The following is a 20,296-nucleotide window of genomic DNA, read 5'->3' on the forward strand; positions in this document are numbered from 1 at the left end:
CTTCGCGCTCTTGCCCGGGCATGACGACCTTTTTCCGCTGCTCGCGTTCCCGCATCACTTATGGATCAGCGTACCCGTGCCCTGATTGGTGAAGAGCTCGAGCAGCACGGCGTGCTGCATCTTGCCGTCGATGATGACGACGCCCTGCACGCCCTGTTCGAGCGCATAGATGCAGGTCTCGACCTTCGGGATCATGCCGCCGGAAATGGTGCCGTCGGCGATCAGCTTGCGCGCGTCCTTCACCGAAAGCTGCGGGATCAGCTTCTTGGACTTGTCGAGCACGCCCGGCACGTCGGTGAGGAGCAGCAGGCGCTTGGCCTTGAGCGCGCCGGCCACGGCACCTGCAAAGGTGTCGGCGTTGACGTTGAAGGTCTGGCCCTCCTTCGAGGTCGCGAGCGGCGCCAGCACCGGGATCAGCTCGTAGCCGATGAGCTGATTGAGCAGCGTCAGGTCGACCTTCTCCGGTTCGCCGACGAAGCCGAGATCGACCACCTTCTCGATGTTGGAGCCGGGATCGATCATGGTGCGCGTCGCCTTGGTGGCGCGAACCATGTTGCCGTCCTTGCCGCAGAGGCCGACGGCCTTGCCGCCGGCTTCGTTGATGTAACCGACGAGCTGCTTGTTGATGGAGCCGGCCAGCACCATCTCGACGATCTCGATGGTCGCGGCATCGGTGATGCGCAGGCCGGCGGCGAACTCCGACTGGATGCCGAGGCGCTTCAGCATGGTCGCGATCTGCGGCCCGCCGCCATGCACCACCACCGGATTGATCGCGGTCTGCTCGAGCAGCACGATGTCGCGGGCAAAGTTCTTCGCAGTCTCCTCGTCGCCCATGGCATGACCGCCATATTTGATGACGATGGTCTCTTCGTCATACTGCTGCATGTGCGGCAGCGCTTCGGACAGGATGCGGGCCTGGTCGAGCGGGGAGATGTCGGTCATGGGCGGATCTCGCTGGCGGGACTGTCGGGCCGCGTTCTATCCGATTGGCGGGGCTGGCGCAAAGCGTTGTGCTCTACCCTCTGGTCTCTAACCGCGGAGACAGACCCCTCATCCGGCGCTGCGCGCCACCTTCTCCCACAAGGGGAGAAGGAAGACGGCGCTAATTCCGCCGCCACACCGCCGCCAGCGTCACCGCCAGCCAGCTCACGATCATCAGCGTCCCGCCCGTCGGCGCGGCGTAGGGAAACAGCGAATGGCCGGCGTATTGGCGCAAGCTGAGGTCGCCGGCGAACAGCGTCGCCGCGATCACGAAGCCGAACGCGGCGGTAAGGCCAATTCCGCCGTGCAGAAGTCCGCGTGCGACCAGTGCGACTGAGGCGAGTATGGCGGTTGCATGAAACAGCAGCATGGCGCTCGCGGAGGCGAGCCGGCCGGCATCGGCGCCGTGGGCGGACGCGGCCGCCAGCGCCACGCCGGCGGCGCCCATCAGGCCGGCAAGCCCGATCAGCACGCGCAAGGCTGCCATCACGAGCCCCGCTCGTCCAGGAGCCGCGCCATCGCGGCACGCAGCTCCGCCATGCCGGCCGAGCTGCGCGAGGAGGTGGCAAGCACGTTCGGGAAGGCGGCCGGGTGTTTGGTCAGCGCGGCTTCGGTCTCGGCGATACGCGCGGCAAGCTCGGAGGCCTTCACCTGGTCGGCCTTGGTCAGCACGATCTGGTAGCTGACGGCCGAGCGGTCGAGCGTCTTCAGGATCTCGAGATCGACGTCTTTCAGCCCGTGCCGCGCATCGATCAGCACGTAGACGCGCGCGAGGCTGGCGCGCCCGAGCAGGAATTTGTGGATCAGGCCGGTCCAGGACGCGACCTGCGTCTTCGGCGCCTTGGCGTAGCCATAGCCGGGCATGTCGACGAGCCGCAGGTCGGACCTTCCCGGGACTTCGAAGAAGATCAGCTCCTGCGTGCGGCCCGGCGTATGCGAGGTGCGCGCGAGGTTGTTGCGGCCGGTCAGCGCGTTGATCAAGCTCGACTTGCCGACATTGGAGCGACCGGCAAAGGCGATCTCCAGCCCCGCCATCGGTGGCAGCGTCGCAATCGAGGGCGAGGCCCAGATGAACTGCCAGTCGCGGGCGAACAGCTTTCGCCCGGCTTCGATCAGCTTCGCATCTTTATCGTCGTTCATGCGAAGGCTCGCTGTTTCCTCACGTCATTGCGAGCGAAGCGAGGCAATCCAGACTCTCTCCGCGGAAACAGTCTGGATTGCTTCGTCGCTTCGCTCCTCGCAATGACGGTTACGTCGCCTTCCTTGCGAACGTCGCCTTGAGATTGTCGAACAGCTCCACCTTCACGCCGTTGCGGCGCATGATGAAGCTCTGCTGGACCACCGAGAGCGTGTTGTTCCAGGCCCAGTAGATCACGAGGCCCGCCGGGAAGCCCGCCAGCATGAAGGTGAAGATCAGCGGCATCCAGTTGAAGATGATCTGCTGCGTCGGATCCGGCGGCGTCGGGTTCAGCTTCATCTGGAACCACATCGTGATGCCCATGATGATCGGCCAGATGCCGAGCGCGAGATAATGGCCGAACACCGGGATCGTGGTCGGATCGAATGGGATCAAGCCGAACAGGGTAAACAGGTTGGTCGGATCGGGCGCCGAGAGATCCTTGATCCAGCCGTAGAACGGCGCGTGCCGCATCTCGATGGTGACGAACAACACCTTGTAGAGCGAGAAGAACACCGGGATCTGGATCACTACGGGAAGACAGCCGGCGACCGGGTTGATCTTCTCCTTGCGGTAGATCTCCATCATCTCCTGCTGCTGCTTCACCTTGTCGTCGGGATAGCGCTCCTTGAGCGCCTGAAGCTGCGGCTGGATCGACTTCATCTTCGCCATCGAGGCGTAGGACTTGTTCGCCAGCGGGAAGAACAGCAGCTTCACGATCACGGTGACAAGCAGGATCGAGATGCCGAAATTGCCGAAGAAGCGGTAGAAGAAGTCGAGGCCGAGGAACATCGGCTTGGTGATGAAGTAGAACCAGCCCCAGTCGATCAAGAGATCGAAGTGGTTGAGGCCGAGCTCCCTGTTGTAGCCGCCGAGGCCCGCCAGTGGGAAGTTGATGCCGACGACACCGGCTTCCTTGGCGCCCGCGAACAGCCGCGCCTTCGCCGTCGCCGTGCCGCCGATCGCAACGGTGACGGGATCGAGCAGATAGTCGGTCTGGTAGGTGTGTACGTTGCCGGTGGGGTTCGACGAGAAGCGCGCCTGAAGCTGCGCGCTGGTGTCGGGCAACAGCGCCGAGGCCCAATACTTGTCGGTGATGCCGAGCCAGCCATTGGTGGCCTTGAAATTCACCTGCTTGGCTTCGTCGATCTTCTTGTAGGCATATTCCTGCAGGCCGTGCTCGCCGAGATAGCCGATCAGGCCTTCATGCAGGATGTAGTAGCCCGAGACCTGCGGCGTGCCGTGGCGCGAGATCAGCGCGAACGGATAGAGCGTGACCGGCGCGTTGCCGACATTGCTCACCTCGTCCTTGACCGTGAAGAGATAGTGGTCGTCGACCGAGATGGTCCGGCGGAAGGTGAGCCCCTCGCCATTGTCCCATTTCAGCGTCACCGGCGTCGACGGCGTCAGGTTGCCGCTGCCGTCCTGCTGCCAGACGGTCTGGGCGTCTGGCATCTTCGCCGTCACGCCCGTCGCTGCTACCCAGCCGAACTCCGCGTAATAGGGTTCGGCCGTGCCGGAAGGAGAATAGAGGATGATCGGCGGCGATTTCGGGTCGACCGTCTCGCGGTACTGCACCAGCGCGAGGTCGTCGATGCGGCCGCCCTTCAGCGAGATCGAGCCGGCAAGCCGCGGTGTGTCGATCTTCACGCGCGGAGCCGCGGCAATCGCGGTCTCGCGGCTGACGGCCGGCTGCGCCTGCTGGCTTGCACCTGGCGTCGCGGCGGGCTGTGGCGCGTTGCCCGACTGCGGCGTGGCGCCCGGCGTCGGAGAGGCCGCCGGCTGGGGCGCGTTCTTCTGCAACTCGGCCTGCACCTGCTGCTGGGCGCGCTGCTTCTCCATCTGCGGCACGTTGTAGAAATACTGCCAGGCGATCAGCACCAGGCCGGACAGAATGACGGCGAGAATGGTGTTGCGGTTGTCGGTCATCTCTTGTGTCTCGTCATCAATCCGGTTTGCGGCTGGTCGCGGAGGACGGGGCGGGCTTCACGCCGCGTCCCTTCGACGGTCCCTTCGGCAGTCCCTTGGGCGCCTGCCGCGCGGGCTTCCTGAACGCGGCGCGGAGGTCGTCGAGCATCGTCGCGAAGTCGCGCGTGAGCGCCTCCCTTCGGCCGACTAGTACATAGTCATGATGGGGGAGCATTGACACCGGCTCGAGCCGCTTCACCAATTCGCGAAGCCTGCGCCGAATGCGATTGCGCTCGGTGGCGGTGCCGTTCTTCTTGGTAACGGTAAAGCCGACCCGGATCGGGCCGCTGTCATCACGGCGACGGCTTTGCAGGATGAACGCGCTGGCGTTCACCCGCGCGCTATTGGCAACGGCGAGGAAATCCGCCCGCTGCCTCAGCCGTTCCATGATGAAATCCCAAAAGGGTCCGGCTCAGGCGCTCAGACGCTTGCGGCCGCGGGCGCGGCGGGCGGCGAGGACCTTGCGGCCGCCGGCGGTGGCGAGACGGGCGCGGAAGCCGTGACGGCGCTTGCGCACCAGTTTGCTGGGTTGATAAGTCCGCTTCACGGGTTGTTCTCCGCTGACCGGGCAATTTGCCTGTAGAATTGATGGTAAAGTCCGGAAGATGCGGCCCAAAGCGGCCCTTTCCGGCCCCAAGAGAGCCGCTCCCGACCAAGCCGGGTCATCGCGGACAATTCGGCGCGGCTTATATGCGAGCGCCTCCTTTTCGTCAACGCCGCAGGTAGGCGCAGGTCGAGTGAATATCGCTGTTTCGGCGGTGTTTTTAACCGAAGAGGTAGCGACTCGCGGCTTCCGGGCTTACATCCGACCCCGGGAGATTAGCGATCCGTAATTTGACCGGGGCTGGCAGCGGACCGCATTCTTCACAAGCGAAGGCAGTGAGGGCGAATTTCGTGGCAGCGACAGACCTCCAGCCGACCCAGGAGATGGATCAGCCGGACCGGCCGGCGCCGCGGCCGCGTGAGCCGCGCCGGCTCGGCTTGTCCGGCAAGCTGCTGGTGCTGACCGTTCCCCTGGTGATGATCGCGGCCAGCCTGCTCTACGTGCCGGCGATCGCGAATTTCTGGGTCAACCGCCTGAACGACCGTGTCGCCGCAGCCAACACCGCAGCTCTCGTGCTCGACGCGGCGCCGCTCGGCATGGTTCCCGATTCGCTGTCGCGGCAGATCCTGAAAAGCATCAATGCGCGCGCGGTCGCGATCAAGATGGGCCAGCAGCGCCGGCTGCTCGCCAGCGACAACCTGCCGGCCGCGATCGAGCACGACATCGACCTGCGCGACATGACGGCGTGGCAGGCGATCACCGGCTCGTTCGAGATGATGCTGGAGACCGGCAACCAGGCCATCCGCATCGTCGGCCCCGGCGTGGGCAATGCCCAGTTCATCGAAATCGTCACCGACGAGCAGCCGCTGCGGCAATCGATGTACCGCTTCTCCCGCAATGTCGTGGTGGTCGCGCTGATCATCGCGGCCCTGACCGCGGGCCTGGTCTACCTCGCGCTCCACTATCTCTTCGTGCGGCCGATGCGGCGGCTCACCGCGAGCCTGGTCGGTTTCCACGAGAATCCCGAGAGCTCGGCGCGCATCATCGTGCCGAGTCAGCGCGGCGACGAGATCGGGGTGGCCGAGCGCGAGCTGTCGGACATGCAGCGCGACCTGATGTCGATGCTGCATCAGAAGAGCCGGCTCGCGGCCCTCGGCCTTGCCGTCTCCAAGATCAACCACGACCTGCGCAATCTGCTCGCTTCGGCGCAGCTTTTGTCGGACCAGCTCGCCAGCGTGCCCGATCCGCGGGTGCAACGCTTTGCGCCGAAGCTCGTGCGCTCGCTCGAGCGCGCCATCGCCTTCTGCCAGTCGACGCTGTCCTACGGCCGCGCTCAGGAGGCCGCGCCCGACCGCCGCATGATCCTGATCGAGCCGGTGGTCGCCGAGGTGCGCGAGACCGCGGGCCTCGTCACTGACGCATCAATCGCCTGGGTTGCCGCGATCGAGCGTGGGCTCGCGATCGATGCCGATCCCGATCAGCTCTTCCGCGTGCTGCTGAATCTCGTGCGCAATGCCGCCCAGGCACTGGAGACCCATTCGTCCGGCGACGGTGGCGTGCAGCAGATCCGGATCACCGGCAAGCGCGAAGGCGCGGTCGCGATCCTGGAAGTCTCCGACACCGGCCCGGGCGTGCCCGAAAAGACCCGGGAGCACCTGTTCGAGGCGTTCCAGACGTCGGGGCGCCCCGGCGGCAGCGGTCTCGGTCTTGCGATCGCCGCCGAGCTCGTCCGCGCCCATGGCGGCGACATTCATCTGGTCGAAGGCACCATCGGCGCCACCTTCCGGATCGTCATCCCCGACCGCCCCGTGGAACTCCTCTCCATCCGCAACGAGCGGGCGAGGGCGTAAGGCTAGGCCAGCGGCCGAGTGCTTTCCCAGTTGTCATTTTGGAGTTCGCATACTCCACACGTGTCATTCCGGGGCGCGACGAAGTCGCGAGCCCGGAGCCTGCCATCGGGCCGGCCGAAGGCCGGACCCGATGGGGCCATCCCGGAATGACCAGGAGGAGGCGGAAAATGCCCCAAATACCCTCATCCCGGACCTTGCCAACCGAGGAAAGAGCGGTTAGTCAGAGCGCTCTTTCGCACCGCTTCCGGCTCCGTCCGGAAGATGCGGGCCATGCCCGCAATCGCTGTTTGCGAAACACGCGCCCGTAGCTCAGCTGGATAGAGCATCAGACTACGAATCTGAGGGTCGGACGTTCGAATCGTTCCGGGCGCGCCATTTCGTCAGAGCACGCATTCATAGCCGCAAGCCACCAATAATACGGCACAATACGACAGACGCCGCCGTGCACAGGGCGACCCGAGTATGCGTCGGGTCTCAGGCGGCGCGTTCGATCCTGTAGGGCCGGACCGGCAGGTTGGCCGGAATTTTCCACGCCTCGCCGATCTTGTGAATCAGATCTACCGTAAGCGCGCGCCGACGCGAAAGAATCTCCGAAGCGCGAGAGCGCGAACCTAAAAGCTCAGCCAGCTCGGCCCTGAGTATGTCCGAGCTCCTCGATTGCATAGCTGAGCACGTCGATCGGATCAAAACGCTTGCCGCTCTCGATCGGCCATCGCTTCGCCTCGTATATTTCGACGAGCGCGAGGAGGTCATCGAGCCGGTCACCCTTCTCGGTGCCTTCAGCAGCCCCCCAATATGCATCGATCTCGGCGAGCGCCGCATGATGATCTTTATCGCTCTTGATCGGTCGGATTTCCATGGATCGTTCGCTTTAAAACTGCGGGACGGTCAGCGCATCGATGCTGTCGTATTCGGCATGGGTTCCGACGACCTTTACAAAGGCCACTTGTCGGCGGAAATCGAAAGCCACCTTCCCGCAACTTCGAACCTGACGCGCTCGCGGTTCAGAACCTTCGATTTCGGAGCTGCCCTCTGGACCTCATCCGTCGAAGCCCAGTGTGCCGCCTTAACCGGCGTGGCGCCGGATGTCGTGTCTACCACGAGTAGCGCGCGCCGAAGTCGCCCCTGACGCCGTCACGCCTGCTGCCATCGGTGCCGCTCACTGCGAACTGATAGCCTGCCTGGGCATAGAGGGTGAGGCCGGGCAGCAGCTTCGCGCTCAGGCCGCCGGCAAACTCCAGCCGCGTCGCCTGCTCGGCCAAGAGCACCGACTCGGGGCCGAACATCGTGTTCACGTCGGCACCCCAATCGTGCCAGACGTTGGCGAGCACGTAAGGCTGCCACACTCGTCCGGCCGGGTCGTCGATAGTCCACTTGCCACGCAGGCCAAGCCGCCCGCTGGCGCCGGACGTGGTGCCGAGAGCGACCGGGCCCAAGCCGTCGTCGGCGTCGCCGAAGGAAACCCGCTGCCAGATGATCTGGCCCTCCGGCTCCAGCACGAAACCGGGCCCGAACCATGGTAGCGGAATCGGATAGCCCGCCTCCAACGACGAGGTGAAGCCCGTGCCATTGGTTGGCAGGTTGGCGAACTGGGTCGCCGCATTGCCGTTGTAGAACGAGCCCTGCAGCACCGCGTCGATGTACCAGCCGGCGGGACCATAGTGGGTCCAGTAGCCGCCAAACGAATAAGCATTGAGGTTCAACGAGCCGGTGTGTTGCAGGATATAGGCGGTCGCGGCCGCGTTGGTGACGAGGCCATCCACGCTCACATTGCCATTGCCATAGGCGAAGTAGACGCCGGCGGTGTCGCGGTGGCCCGGAATCAAGCTGCCGCGCCAGACATCGATGCCGGTCTGGATGCCGGCCACCTGGCCGGTCGCGCGCGGGTCGGCGAAGGCCTGGTAGTGATTGTTGATCTGCTGACCGAACAGGCGGCCCCATACGGCCGGCCGACAGTTGGCTTCCGGAGCGGCTGGGGTCTTGGTGATGGCTACGCTGTCGTACGTGGCGTTCAAGCACGCGGCATCCGCCGCTGCATCGCCGACGCGCTCATGCAACGTGCCGAGTGTGGTGAGCCCCATCTGCCGGGCAATCGGCTGCACAACACCATAGGTCGCGATCTCCGGCCCGATGATCGGCCAGATGCCCGGAGGCGGCGGCTGTCCGTTGTCGGGTGCAGGCACATCGGGCAGCTCGCCCGGCGGCGTGACCGGGCCGTTGCCGCCGTTCCCACCATTGCCGAGGAAGTCCGAACGCAGGAACCAGTTATCGGGGCTGCTACCGTCGGGGGCGCCACGGAAAAGACGGTAATCAAAGAAGCCGGCGCGCACCTCGCCCGCGAGCGTGAACGCACCGAGGTCCGTCGTGCCGCCGGGTGTTGTCACGACCACCGGGATGCCAATCGTCGTATAGTCGCCTGGGCCCGTCGTGTTGTGGATTGTGAGCGTGGTCGAGCCGATCGCACTGCCATTGATGATGAGCTGGTCGGATGGGGAATTATCGCCACCGAGAAAGGTGTTAAGCGTGATCCCGCCACCCAAGCCAGTGTAGTTCGCAACGGTCAGCGTTTTATAACTGCTCAGTAGCGTTGGATCGCCGGAGGGCGACGTGAAAGTGATTTGGCTGGCATCGTTAACGAGCGTCGTCAGATTCGAATTGCCAGTCATCCTCCAGATTGTGCCGTTCTGCAGCGTCACACTGGACGTGGCGCCGGCTTCCGTGATCGCCGCGCCGGTGAGCTTGGAAAAGTCGGCAGTCAAATTGAGGAGGCCCGAATTGGTTGGAGCCGGCCCCCTGACGTCGAGCCAGACACCGCTCTCGGATGACACGGCAGTGTTTTGGCGCAGCATGACATCGGCCGTGCCGCTGAGAACGGAGATCGCCGGCGCTGCTGTGCTAGTCAGCGTACTTCCGGACACGTTGGCCGTCTGCAATGTGCCCGCAGCACCTGCCATAAACAGGGCGCTCGCGCCAGCTCCGGTCGCAGTCACGGAGACACTCGTGGCCATAACCGTGCCCCCGTTTTCGACGTCCACGCCATGCGCCCCGATACCGGCGGTCGTGATGAAAACGTCCGTGGCCGCAAAATTGGCGGCCGCTCCGGATGCGAACAGGCCGCGCGAAGAATTGCCGGACGTCGTGATACTGCCTCCGGTCATTGTCAGGAGGCCATCTCCGTGAACGCCATCCGCGTTGCTTCCGGTCGTCGTTATGCGGACATCACTGGCAACGAGAGGAGCCGTCGGCGAGTCCGCGTCCAGGCCGGTTGTACCCGCCGCGAAGACCTGAACGCGCTTGAGGGTCATCGGATTTACGGCACTGGCGGTGAGCCGTATTGCCGCGTCGCCTGAAACGCCTGCTGCCCGGACTACGGTATCCGTCGCCGTGAGCAGCCCTAGGCCCTGCTGCTGGAGGGCGGCAGTACCACCGCTGCCGCTCGTGGCAACAACCGTTCCGCCGTTCAGGACGATCGTGCCGGGTAGCGTTGCGGCGCCCGCTATCACGGTGTTCGTGGTCGCGGTGAACGTAATGCCGGTAGCCGTAACGCTGGCACCAGCGCCTCGCGCCACCAGGGCTTGGGTGCCAGCGGTATAGGACAGCGACGGGTTCGCCACACTCGGCAAGGCCAGCACTTCGCCCGGTCCGGCGGTACAACTGACTCCAGGGTTACAGCCCGCTTCGGCGTAATTTGTACCCAGGGTTACCGTAGTGGGCAACGCGGCCAGCGCGATCGCCGATCGCGCCCCAATCCTCGAAAATGCGTCTGACAAGAGCGTCCGCAATCGGCCGACCGCCCGCAGTTTGCCGCACCTACGTTGGACTACCGGCTGCCCGAGCTGAGCGTCTCGGGCCAGCTTCTCCGCCTTAGCAACTTTGATCATGAGAACCTGCTCCGCCGTCAGCCAATGGATGACACGGTGAAAGATGGGCAGCAATCTCAGCTTGTATGTAAGAAAAAATACTCGCAGATTGCGCCACAATCATGGCGCGCATGGCGCACCGAAATCAGACGGTTCAAGTTTCTCAATGCTTGTGGCTAACGAGCTACGCAGTGGACGGCGAGGCTGACTAATTGCGAAATTTCGATCGCCTCTCGGCTCGGCGAGCGCGTTCCAGCCATACCCACCTCCAATGCAGTAGAGCCGGTAATTCGTCCGGACGGGACCTGCCCGAATTGATCAAGCGCAATGCTATGTACCCGGGCTACTACGTTTCCCGCATGCAGCCCTGAAGCGCGCCCGAACCCGCATTCCGCCGGCCGGGGTGCGTACCTCAACTCAATCGCGCACCGCGACGAGGGGCTTCTTTGCTTGGATTAACCCAATTGGGTCATGCCCGATCAGAGCCGAAAGATTATGAGCAGCAAGGTATCGGGGTGCATACTTTTGGGGTTTTAAATGATGTTGCGCGGCCTGGGGGCTCTGAGTCTGGGATTGATCATCGCCGGTTCCGCATCGGCACAGACCTTCAATCAGCTAGTTGGATTTGGCGATAGTTCGCTCGATAGCGGATATTTTCGATACACCAGCACCGGCTGGTCGAATGAAGCCCGATTTGTAACAGCGCGGGCCAACGGTGCGTCGATTACGCCGTCCGCTGGACTCATGAACACTGATTTCCTGGCCGCCTCCTTCGGGCTGACGCTGGCGCCGAGCAATGCGCCAGGCGGAGGAACGAATTTTGCGGTCTCCGGCGCGGAGAACAATTCGCCCAACATCGGAGGAGGTACCAGCCCTTCCACCGTGCAGCAGATTGGCAATTATCTTGCGTCGACGGGCGGGCAGGCCAATCCAGACGCCCTCTACATCATCCGCTCCGGTGGTAATGACCGCACCGCCTTCGTCAACGCTTATAAGGCCACCCACGGCGGCGCCTCACCGCCGGCCGGCTTGTTCAACGTTGCCGTGCAGCCCAGCTTGGCCGCTCTGGAGGCATCGATCAGGCAACTGAGCGCAGCCGGCGCGCGCTACATCATTTTGCCGACCTACTTCACGACCAATTCTGATCTCGTGGCCTACCACCAGCAGCTTTGGGGAGACCTCTCGGCCGCCGGCGTCAAATTCATTCCCGCGGATTCGGGCGCGCTTCGACGATTCGTCGTTGCGAACCCGGCGGCGTTCGGCCTTACATCGGTTTTGCCGACAGCAAGCGGCGGCGTTTCCGCCTGTAACACGCCAATTGGCGCGCCCGGCGCGCAAGGCTACGGACTAATCTGCGTTCCTTCGACCACGCCAGCCGGTGCCGGTATCAACGGCACGGCGTACCTCAACTCGCAGAATTCCTTGCTGACGAGTTTGTTCTCGGATGACCAGCATCTTTCACCGACCGGATATAAAATCGAAGCGGACTATTTCTACGGCCTGATTGTCGCGCCAAGCCAGATATCGTACCTGGCCGAGGCGCCGGTGAAAACGCGAACCGCTGTGGTCAACGCGATCACCAACCAGATCCCGCTGTCCTTCAGCACCCCGGGCGCGTTCCACGGCTGGGTCAGCGGCGACGTCTCCTGGCTGAAGATAACGAACAGCTCTCCAGGTTTTCCGGACGATCCCGGAACGCCGGTGGCGGCGACGGCCGGATTTGACTACGCAGTCACGCGCGACTGGCTGGTCGGCGCGGCCTTCTCCGGCGGCACCACCAAGCAGAGCTTCAGCCTTGGCGGCGATTACCGGCAGACCGAATACGCGATCAGCGTCTACAGCGCCTATCGCAAGGATGCGTTCTGGCTGAACGGCATCGCGACTTGGGGCGCGTTAAGCGATGGGATCAATCGCGTGGTCCCGCTCGGCATCACGACGCAGTCCAATGGAGGAAGCACCAGCGGTACCAACATCTCGGTTGCGGCCGAGACGGGTTATCACTTCCGGACCGCTGTCGGACCTCTTCCCGATGGAGCTGGCAGGGCTCTTAAGGCACCGGCGGCCACGCCGGTCTATCTCACACATGGGCCCATCGTCGGAATCATCGCCCAGCAGGTTCACATCAACCCGTTTGCGGAAACCAATGCGAGTGGCGCTCCGACCAACCTGGCGTTCGCAAGCCAGCTTCGCAATTCGGCGGTGAGCGAGCTTGGCTATCAGGCGAGCTTGAACCTCGGCATCTGGGAGCCTTACGCCAGGGCGGTGTGGAATCACGAACTCGCGGGCAGCGGCCGGCTCGTTACGGCCTCACTGCTCAGCATCACGGCCCCGAGCTATTCGCTGCCGGCAGTGTTGCTTGGAAAGGACTGGGGCTCGGGTACGGTTGGCACGCGCGTCAAGTTCGCGCCGAATACGACCGCCTTCGCGGCGCTCTACTCTCAATTCGGCCAGAACAATGTCGCCACCTATGGCGCGCAGTTCGGACTGAACGTTGCGTTCGAATCCTCTGCAGTTCGTGCCAAGTACTGAGATTGGCACGAACTGCTGATGCGATCCGGTTTGGTCATGCCAGCTGCGATACCAGGCTGACCAATTCTGCCTGGCGGTGCGTACCCGTCTTGGAGAACGCTGATTTCAGCTGATTCCGTGCTGTCTCTCGCGCAATCCGTAGCTGTTGTGCCGCTTCCTCCAGAGACCTGCCGCTCGCCAACAGCGATACCAGCCGGGATTCAGCCGAGGTGAGATCGAACGCCTGCGAAATCAACGCGGGCTCGGGCGTGCGTGGAGTCAGGTTGGACAAGACAAGCATCACCCGCGCTCCGAGAAAGACGGTGCGGGCCGCACCATCGACGGGCAACATGCGGATGACGACCGGTGGCTTTGCCGTGCGACGGACCACCACCGGGGCGGCAGGCAGTGCGGCGGTATCAGGCGTCGATCGGATCATGTCGATAAGTTGATCAAGCTCGGCGGCCGCCTTCTTGTCACGTACGACCAGTTGTCGATCTCTAATCCGGATTTCCTCGTCAAATCCGGCATCGGCCGCAGCGTTCGTGCTCAGCACCATGCCCTGCCGATCGATGACCAGTGCAGGCTGGCGGACCCTGCTCAGCACGTCCGTCATGGAGGTGAGGGCGACCCGGCCTACTGCGGTTGAAAGGGTGGCCGTCTCCGTCAATCGCGGCGCAAGCCGTGCAAGCAAGCGCTTGTCCCGCGCCTCGAACGGACCCTCGCGCCCGGTCCGCTGGATGGCCAGCGCCCAGGCGGCGGACCCGGCCCAAAAGCCGACACCCGCGAACCATTGCAACCCGAACGGATAAAGGACCTCGTTGTACATGGGGTCGGAGCGAATCTGCTCCGGTGTCAGGATATCGTGGTCGGTGACGATCTCGCCGGACATCATGCGCGGAAATCCAGCGGCTCGCGGATCACTCAGGTGCCAACCTTCCTTGAAATAGACCTGGGTACCCTCATCCATCGATTGCGTCCGCGGGACGTCCGGCGTCCGAACGTCGCTCTGGAGAAGGACGGCAGCCGATGCGCCGACCGCCCTGCAGATGTCGTCCATGATGGCGGGCCAAGCGGCGGGATCCACCGCAGCTTCCCCAAATCGATCGATGACTTTCGACAATTGATCGTTATCAATTCCATTTGTCCCCAAGAGCGGGCCCCTTTCCGCTTATTCCTGTGGCGTCCGTTTCCTCCAACGGCTGCACAGACATTTCGTTTTCCGACGCAGCAAGCCCCACCAGACATAAGAGCCTGCGTGCCGGCCCGGCTCATACCCTGCTCCAAAAGGTGGGCCGGCAACTTGGAAATCTCTCGCGAGAGCACGGCGAATTGCAAGCGTCTTAGGAGATCTTGCGGGAGAATCTGGAAGGGCCAGTTCGCAACGGTTTTTGTATTTTACAAGCGCCGGCCGTCAGCGGTCGCGCCAAGCCTTGGCCGAAATTATAACGAGATTTCAATCATATACGAGTTCGCGGTTTTATTCCGAATGGCGCGCCAGTTTCCGTCGTTCACAACTGAACTGCGACGTGCGCTTTCTGTCTTGTGCGCGTTCTTGGCACGCCCCTGGCGGTCGCCCACGCTATTCGCCGCCGCCGCTGCTCATCGAGCCGGGCGGTGCTTGCTCAGGTTCGCGACGGCGCTCGATATTCGGCCGCGAGAGTCTCGTCGGCCGAAGCGCCGCTCATGAGATTGAACAGCGGCGTGAGGACGAGTGTCAGAACGAGGTTGAGCACCACTGCGTATAGCGCCGAATAGCCTGGAAAAGTGAAGGCGCCGACCGCGAGAGCATAGGTCGGGGTGAGGTTCGCGGCGACGAACATTGCGGTGCCGGCGACGATTCCCGCGGCCCATCCGGTGAGTAGCGCCCAATCGTTGAACCAGCGCGTGTAGACGCCGAGCATCACGGCGGGCAGCGTCTGGATGATCCAGATCCCGCCAAGGAGCTGAAGGTAGATCGCATATTTCGATGGCACGAAGACGATGAAGGCAAGTGCGCCGAACTTCACGATGAGCGACACCCACTTTGCCATCTGCGCTTCCTGCCTGTCGGTGGGCGCGCCGTTGATGAACTCGCGGTGAATGTTGCGTGTGTAGAGATTGGCGGCGGCGATCGACATGATCGCGGCCGGCACCAGCGCTCCGATGCCGACGGCGGCAAAGGCGATGCCGACAAACCATGACGGGAAGCTGTGAAGGAACAGGGCCGGCACCGCAAAATTGTTGCCGAACTGTTTGAAGCCGGCCGCATATTCGGGAAGGTTGCCGACGCCTGCAGCAATGGCGAAGAAGCCGACGAGCGCGAGCAGCCCAAGCATGAATGAATAGGCCGGCAGAAGCGCCGCGTTGCGTCGAACGGCGTGTCCGCTGCTGGCGCTCAGGATGCCCGTGATCGAATGGGGGTAGAGGAAGAGCGCAAGCGCCGATCCGAGCGCCAACGTTGCGTAGGATCCGTACGCCCCGGTCGTGTTGGCGCCGGGAGCGGCCAGCAGGAGTTTCTGGGCCGGTACGGCGGCGAAGATATTTGCAAAGCCGTCAAGCTGTATTGGAACGACGATGACGGCGGCGAACGCCGTGATGTAGATCAGGATGTCCTTGACGATGGCGATCGAGGCTGGGGCCCGCAGTCCGCTCGAATAGGTGAAGGCGGCGAGAATGATGAACGCGAAGAGCAGCGGCAGGTCGCCAGCGTAGCCTTCGCCGGAAACGCCCATCCCGCCGATCACGACCTGAAGTCCGACAAGCTGGAGCGCGATATAGGGCAACGTCGCGACGATGCCGGTGACCGCCATCGCCAGGGCGAGCCAGCGATTGCCGAAACGCCCGCGGACGAAGTCGGCGGCCGTGATGTAGTTGTGCCGGTGGCAAACGTACCAAAGCCGCGGAAAAACCAGGAAGAGAATAGGATAAGCGACGATCGTATACGGTACCGCGAAGAAGGCGACCGCACCGGCCCCGAACGCCAGCGCCGGAACGGCAATGAATGTGTAGGCCGTGTAGAGGTCGCCGCCGATCAGGAACCAGGTGATGACGGTGCCGAAACGGCGTCCGCCAAGCCCCCATTCATGCAACAGGTCGAGGTCGCCTTTGCGCCAGTGCGCCGCGGCGAAGCCGAGCCATGTTATCAATGCAAACAGCACCAGGAAGATGATCAAGGCAGTCCAGTTTACATCCTGCACGGCACTCCTCCCGATTGGCCCTCCCTTGCTATCGTCTCCTCTTGCGTGATCGTGCGCCGCCGGCGGGCTAGTCCTCCGTCGCGAAATAGACCACTGCGGTCAGCATGGCTCCAATGATGACCCAGAGAAGCTGGTACCAGTAGAAGAATGGGATGCCGATGAGATCAGGCTCGGCCATGTTGTAGAACGGCGGCCAGAGAACGGCGATGAATTGAATGAGGAAGAGCAGGTACCACCAGCTCCATCCGGCGCGTTTTTCGTTCTGCCGGCCGGTGGCTGCTTCCTGAATGCTGTATCTCGAACCGACGTCATTTGACATGGAGACCTCTTTCACCGAGGTGCGCCAGTGCCGGTCAATGATGCGGAGGGTAGCAGAGCTACTTTCGATGATCCGGCGGCGAAAGCTGGGGCTCGTCACCTTCCCACCCAGCTTTCTCATTCGCGCCGTGGTCGCAACGCGGCACCTGTTCCCGGGTTCCATGCGCCTTTCGGCTAGGGGGCCGGCGGCGCAGCCCGAGATCCGGCGCAGTGAAAGCAGTGACTTGTCACAAGCACTGCGCGCCATAGGACGCATCGAAGCCGGGACGGTATGGGTCAATCGCTACGGGCGCTCCCGCGATCACATTCTGCCGACGGGAGGCTATAAGAGTTCGGGTATCGGCAAGGATCTGGGGAAAGAGGCGTTCGAGGCGAACCGCCGGCGGAAGAGCGTTCTCATTGAGCTGTGAGAGGAGCTTAAGCGGTCGTGCCGTCGATCGAGCGGCGGATCACGCGCTGCACTTCCGCATTCGATAGAAACAGATCGTGATTGATGATGCCCCAGCCTTCCTGGGACGCATCGACCACGCGCACGCCGAGCCGCTCGATGACGGCCTTCTCGGCGGCGCCGACCCTGGTCATTCCGCCTGCGATTTGCCCCGACAGCGCCAGCGCGCGATCGTTCGTCGCGGCGATCACGGTGATCTTGCCGGCAAGCGGACCGATGCGGTGGATCGCCGACGAGAACACGTCCATGTCGATATCGGGCGCGGCAAACACCACCGCCCCGATCTTGCTCGTGACGGTGTCGCCGTATCGCGCATAGAGCTGACGCAGGCTTTCGAGCGTCAGCATGGTTCCCATGCTGTGCGCAACGACGTGCACACGGCCGCCGCCTGGAGCCGACACCAGGGACGAGAGCACGCGTTCGAAATCGTCGCGGGACCACATCGCGCTGTCGCGGTCATAGGCGTAGTCGAACAGGCCGGCCTTGGAGGGCCAGGAGAACACCATGGTCCGGCCGCGGAACCTGATCCCGTCGGAGAGATGGGCGGCATCGAGTGCCGCCGTTTCGAATGTCTGCTTGAAGCCGTGCACATAGATCAGCACGTCTCCTCCCGCGCCGCCCTGTGCAACGAGATCGCCAATGTCGCCCGGCACCGGTTCGACCCGATCAAGGCGCCAATCGCCAAGTCCGACCGAGGCGAGAGAAAGTCGGCTCTCGTCCGGCGCCACCAGCTTTGCCCGCGCGACCGTCATTGCGGTCGCGCGCTCCGGCCCGAACCAGGGTTTCGCGCGACCGCCGTTCACGGGCTTGCGCGTGGTGGCGACAAGCAATGTGGGGTCAACGGAGAGGGACGACGCGTCGAAGCGCGCGCCGGTCGCGCCCAAGCCGGCACATCCGCCGAGCGCGAGGGCACTGCCCGCCGACGCAAGCCCGCCCAGGAGCGCGCGGCGCGAAAGAGAATGATGAGGGTCGCGTTGCAGAAGACGTCGGACGATCACACGGAACCTTTGGGAACTTTGCCCAGCCTAGCGCCGCCCCGCCTAGCTCCCTGAATGACAATGGGGGCGAGAAGACGGCGGAGCGGCGGCAGGTTGCGTGATCATTGCGTCCGCGTTCGCCGCAGCCGACAAAGTTCCGGAACCGGCCGGCGTTTGCCCTCAATGATGATGGGCCGACACACCCTTGACGCACTGGGTCAACAGATCAGCGGTGGCGGATCGGCCGACATCACCCAGGCTGATCATGCCGACCATCCGCTTGCTCTTGTTGATCACAGGCAACCTGCGAATTTTCAGCGTCTCCATGTGATGTACGGCCTTCGCCAGATCGTCGTCTTCCCGGCAGCAATGGATGCCTTCGGTCATCACGTCCCGCGCCGTCGTGCGCGCGGCGTTGAAGCCGTTACTCGCAAGGCCTTTGCAAACGATGTCGCGATCCGTCACCATCCCGATCAAATGGTCGTCTTCGCCGATCGGAATGCAGCCGATGTCGTGCCCTTGCATCAACTTCGCGATCTCGGTGATCGGGGTGTCGGGGCTGACCCAATCGACGCCCTTGTGCATCACGTCCTTGACTTTCATGGAGGACCTCCGTTGCGAACGCAGCCCCCGCGACGTGACTATACAACGAACCGGGCGCGACCGCACGCGTCGCCGGAACGAAGGGGCACTGGAAATTATCCCGCCGTCATGCCGCGTCAGTCATGCATACTGAAGCGTCCATGCGGTGCGTTGGCCGTCAGGCGCGCGAACTGTGCTTGGGTGAGCTGAAGCAGCGTCTCGTGATCGCCGGCTTCGATATAGACTTCGGGTTGGGCCCGGATGCTCTCATCGACGATGAGATCGAGCCCGTAGCACCGGCCGACCGCCGGAACTGCTCCGTGCGCACAGTCCGCGAACAGCCGGTTGATCTCGGTTTCGTTGGCCATGACGAGATCCTCGCCAAGCCTTTCCTTCAAGTCCGGCAGGTTGAGATGGTGCGATGCCGGCACGACCGCGAGCATATAGCCGCCGTCATGCCGCAGCACGACGGCCTTGGCGAGACGATCGCCCGAGACGTGGCAGGCCTGCGCCGTGCGCGTTGATGACATGGTGAGATCGTGCGGGATCTCGGCACACTCGATGTTCTCGGCAGCCAGATATCGCTGCAGGGTGGGGGCAATAGACATGGCGTGGCCTCCGGATGGGTATGCGAGCCATCCACCGTAGGGCTGCCCCCGCCGCACGATGAGCGGCCGCGTGATTGCCGGACTTCAGCATAGGCCTTGCTCTCGAATGCCGCAATTGGGTCGGACGTTCGAATCGCTCCGGGCGCGCCACTCAGAGAGCTTCTGCCATGGCGTTGGCACGAGCACGCGGCAGCGCTTTCACTGCTTCGTCAACAGCATAGCGATCAAACCCCGCGTTCCTTCGTCCACGACCTCGAACTGTTGCTGCACGGATTTTTGGGTTGGCGACGTCCGGTCGCAAACTGTAATGACATCGGCCCGGAACCAGGCGCGGGATAACCGTATTAGTCTTGCAGTGGAATCAGTTACTTATCAGGCCCAGCGATGCTGCACGCGACACCAATCGCAGGGGCGGGATCGCCATATGTCATCGTCATCGGCAACGAGAAGGGTGGCTCAGGGAAGACGACGATAGCCATGCATCTGGCCGTCGCACTCCTCAAAGAGGGCCACCGGGTCGGGACGATCGATCTCGATAGTAATCAGGGAGCTCTGACGCGCTACATCGAAAACCGGCGCATCTGGGCCTGGCATCGGCGGATCGAACTAGAACTGCCGCCGCATCGCCTGGTCCGGCGCGCCGAGGGCGCGAACCTCGAGGACAACGAAGTCGAGGAACTCGTCGCCTTTCAGGCGGCTGTTTCCGACATCAAAAAGTCCGTCGATCTCGTCGTGATCGACACCCCCTCGACGGATACTTATCTGATGCGCCTTGCACACTTGGTGGCCGATACGCTCGTGACGCCCGTAACTGATAGCTTTCTTGATTTCGGCACGCTGGCCTCGGTCGACCCCATCACGCACGAGGTGACGGGGATCGGCCACTACGCCGAGATGGTGTGCGAAGCTCGCAGGCATCGGCGCGAGTTCGACCAATGCCAGACCGATTGGGTCGTCCTCCGTAATCGCTCAGCGCGGGGCCGGCTGCTGCATCCCAACATTGCCGAACTCGGTATAAGGCTGGGGCTCAGAGATATCCGAGGCTGTGCCGAGCGAAGCGTGTATCGCCAGCTTTTTCCCTCCGGCCTCACTGCCCTCGATGCGCTGGACGAAGCGACCTTCGGCGCCAGACCAGGTCAGTCACACCGGTTGGCTCAACAAGAGATGCGCGATCTGGTCGGCCTTCTGAACCTGCCGATCACGGAGCGCGCCTGCCGCAGGGCTGCCGCCCGAAAAGAGTGGTTTGCGTCGGCGCGCGCGCCACTCGGCACCAATGAAGTGTTGCTTGATTGAGCA

General features: G+C 63.3%; 18 protein-coding genes, 1 tRNA gene and 1 pseudogene. 5 read left to right on the top strand and 15 right to left on the bottom strand.

The features are described 5' to 3' along the window. Positions 1-54 precede the first annotated feature (54 nt). From argB to rpmH, 6 genes are all read right to left on the bottom strand, one after another. On the bottom strand, positions 55-942 hold the full coding sequence (argB, locus tag MTX21_RS28585; RefSeq protein ID WP_279374515.1) for an acetylglutamate kinase: 888 nt from the start codon (positions 940-942) through the stop codon (positions 55-57). A 160-nt stretch (positions 943-1,102) separates the two neighbouring features. Beyond that, positions 1,103-1,468: a DUF423 domain-containing protein gene (locus MTX21_RS28590; RefSeq protein WP_280967982.1), complete on the bottom strand. Its 366-nt coding sequence runs from the start codon at positions 1,466-1,468 to the stop codon at positions 1,103-1,105. Further along, positions 1,468-2,121, bottom strand: coding sequence for a ribosome biogenesis GTP-binding protein YihA/YsxC (yihA, locus tag MTX21_RS28595; RefSeq protein WP_280967983.1), 654 nt, complete (start codon positions 2,119-2,121; stop codon positions 1,468-1,470). Before yihA ends, MTX21_RS28590 begins: the two co-directional genes overlap by 1 nt. A 109-nt stretch (positions 2,122-2,230) precedes the next feature. After that, the gene (gene yidC / locus MTX21_RS28600; protein WP_280967984.1) at positions 2,231-4,087 is read right to left on the bottom strand and encodes a membrane protein insertase YidC; all 1,857 of its coding nucleotides are present in this window, start codon (positions 4,085-4,087) and stop codon (positions 2,231-2,233) included. 16 nt (positions 4,088-4,103) lie between these two features. Further along, positions 4,104-4,514, bottom strand: a complete 411-nt coding sequence (gene rnpA, locus MTX21_RS28605; protein ID WP_280967985.1) for a ribonuclease P protein component — start codon at positions 4,512-4,514, stop codon at positions 4,104-4,106. Positions 4,515-4,538: 24 nt separating this feature from the next. Beyond that, the gene (gene rpmH, locus MTX21_RS28610; RefSeq protein WP_008542748.1) at positions 4,539-4,673 is read right to left on the bottom strand and encodes a 50S ribosomal protein L34; all 135 of its coding nucleotides are present in this window, start codon (positions 4,671-4,673) and stop codon (positions 4,539-4,541) included. A 380-nt stretch (positions 4,674-5,053) separates the two neighbouring features. Here rpmH and MTX21_RS28615 point away from each other — a divergent pair, with 380 nt between their 5' ends. Both MTX21_RS28615 and MTX21_RS28620 read left to right on the top strand, forming a co-directional pair. After that, on the top strand, positions 5,054-6,520 hold the full coding sequence (locus MTX21_RS28615) for a HAMP domain-containing sensor histidine kinase (protein WP_280970816.1): 1,467 nt from the start codon (positions 5,054-5,056) through the stop codon (positions 6,518-6,520). A gap of 298 nt (positions 6,521-6,818) precedes the next feature. After that, positions 6,819-6,895: transfer RNA gene (locus MTX21_RS28620), tRNA-Arg, on the top strand. Positions 6,896-7,139: 244 nt separating this feature from the next. On the opposite strand, the gene MTX21_RS40120 is transcribed toward MTX21_RS28620, so the two are convergent. From MTX21_RS40120 to MTX21_RS28635, 3 genes are all read right to left on the bottom strand, one after another. After that, positions 7,140-7,379: a hypothetical protein gene (locus MTX21_RS40120; protein WP_341510234.1), complete on the bottom strand. Its 240-nt coding sequence runs from the start codon at positions 7,377-7,379 to the stop codon at positions 7,140-7,142. Positions 7,380-7,391: 12 nt separating this feature from the next. Then, positions 7,392-7,490, bottom strand: coding sequence for a type II toxin-antitoxin system HigB family toxin (locus MTX21_RS28630; RefSeq protein ID WP_341510235.1), 99 nt, complete (start codon positions 7,488-7,490; stop codon positions 7,392-7,394). 124 nt (positions 7,491-7,614) lie between these two features. Further along, positions 7,615-10,401 carry an autotransporter outer membrane beta-barrel domain-containing protein gene (locus tag MTX21_RS28635; protein WP_280967986.1) on the bottom strand — a complete coding sequence of 929 codons (2,787 nt, stop codon included), beginning with the start codon at positions 10,399-10,401 and terminating at the stop codon, positions 7,615-7,617. A 519-nt stretch (positions 10,402-10,920) separates the two neighbouring features. Here MTX21_RS28635 and MTX21_RS28640 point away from each other — a divergent pair. Further along, positions 10,921-12,909 carry an autotransporter domain-containing protein gene (locus MTX21_RS28640; RefSeq protein ID WP_280970818.1) on the top strand — a complete coding sequence of 663 codons (1,989 nt, stop codon included), beginning with the start codon at positions 10,921-10,923 and terminating at the stop codon, positions 12,907-12,909. A 34-nt stretch (positions 12,910-12,943) separates the two neighbouring features. On the opposite strand, the gene MTX21_RS28645 is transcribed toward MTX21_RS28640, so the two are convergent. The 3 genes from MTX21_RS28645 to MTX21_RS28655 all read right to left on the bottom strand — a co-directional run bounded on the left by MTX21_RS28645 (position 12,944) and on the right by MTX21_RS28655 (position 16,296). Further along, on the bottom strand, positions 12,944-14,011 hold the full coding sequence (locus MTX21_RS28645; protein WP_280967987.1) for a hypothetical protein: 1,068 nt from the start codon (positions 14,009-14,011) through the stop codon (positions 12,944-12,946). Positions 14,012-14,513: 502 nt separating this feature from the next. Continuing rightward, a complete protein-coding gene (locus MTX21_RS28650) occupies positions 14,514-16,067 on the bottom strand; it encodes a sodium:solute symporter (RefSeq protein ID WP_280967988.1) in 1,554 nt (517 codons plus the stop codon). Between the two features lie 67 nt (positions 16,068-16,134). After that, on the bottom strand, positions 16,135-16,296 hold the full coding sequence (locus tag MTX21_RS28655) for a DUF3311 domain-containing protein (protein WP_280970819.1): 162 nt from the start codon (positions 16,294-16,296) through the stop codon (positions 16,135-16,137). 310 nt (positions 16,297-16,606) lie between these two features. Here MTX21_RS28655 and MTX21_RS28660 point away from each other — a divergent pair. Then, positions 16,607-16,795, top strand: a pseudogene (locus MTX21_RS28660) (aldehyde dehydrogenase family protein); the annotation flags it as partial. Positions 16,796-16,802: 7 nt separating this feature from the next. Here the strand turns inward: MTX21_RS28660 and MTX21_RS28665 are convergent. The 3 genes from MTX21_RS28665 to MTX21_RS28675 all read right to left on the bottom strand — a co-directional run bounded on the left by MTX21_RS28665 (position 16,803) and on the right by MTX21_RS28675 (position 19,000). Beyond that, a complete protein-coding gene (locus MTX21_RS28665; protein WP_280967989.1) occupies positions 16,803-17,831 on the bottom strand; it encodes an alpha/beta fold hydrolase in 1,029 nt (342 codons plus the stop codon). Positions 17,832-17,990: 159 nt separating this feature from the next. Beyond that, entirely contained in the window at positions 17,991-18,413 is a 423-nt protein-coding gene (locus tag MTX21_RS28670; protein WP_280967990.1) for a CBS domain-containing protein, read from the bottom strand. Positions 18,414-18,529: 116 nt separating this feature from the next. Then, positions 18,530-19,000: a YbaK/EbsC family protein gene (locus MTX21_RS28675; protein ID WP_280967991.1), complete on the bottom strand. Its 471-nt coding sequence runs from the start codon at positions 18,998-19,000 to the stop codon at positions 18,530-18,532. Positions 19,001-19,384: 384 nt separating this feature from the next. Between MTX21_RS28675 and MTX21_RS28680 the strand changes: the two genes are divergently transcribed. Next, complete coding sequence (locus MTX21_RS28680; protein ID WP_280967992.1) at positions 19,385-20,293, top strand: division plane positioning ATPase MipZ; 909 nt, start codon at positions 19,385-19,387, stop codon at positions 20,291-20,293. Positions 20,294-20,296: the final 3 nt, after the last annotated feature.

It is taken from the genome of Bradyrhizobium sp. ISRA430 (genome assembly GCF_029909975.1).
In the GTDB taxonomy this organism is placed as follows: domain Bacteria; phylum Pseudomonadota; class Alphaproteobacteria; order Rhizobiales; family Xanthobacteraceae; genus Bradyrhizobium.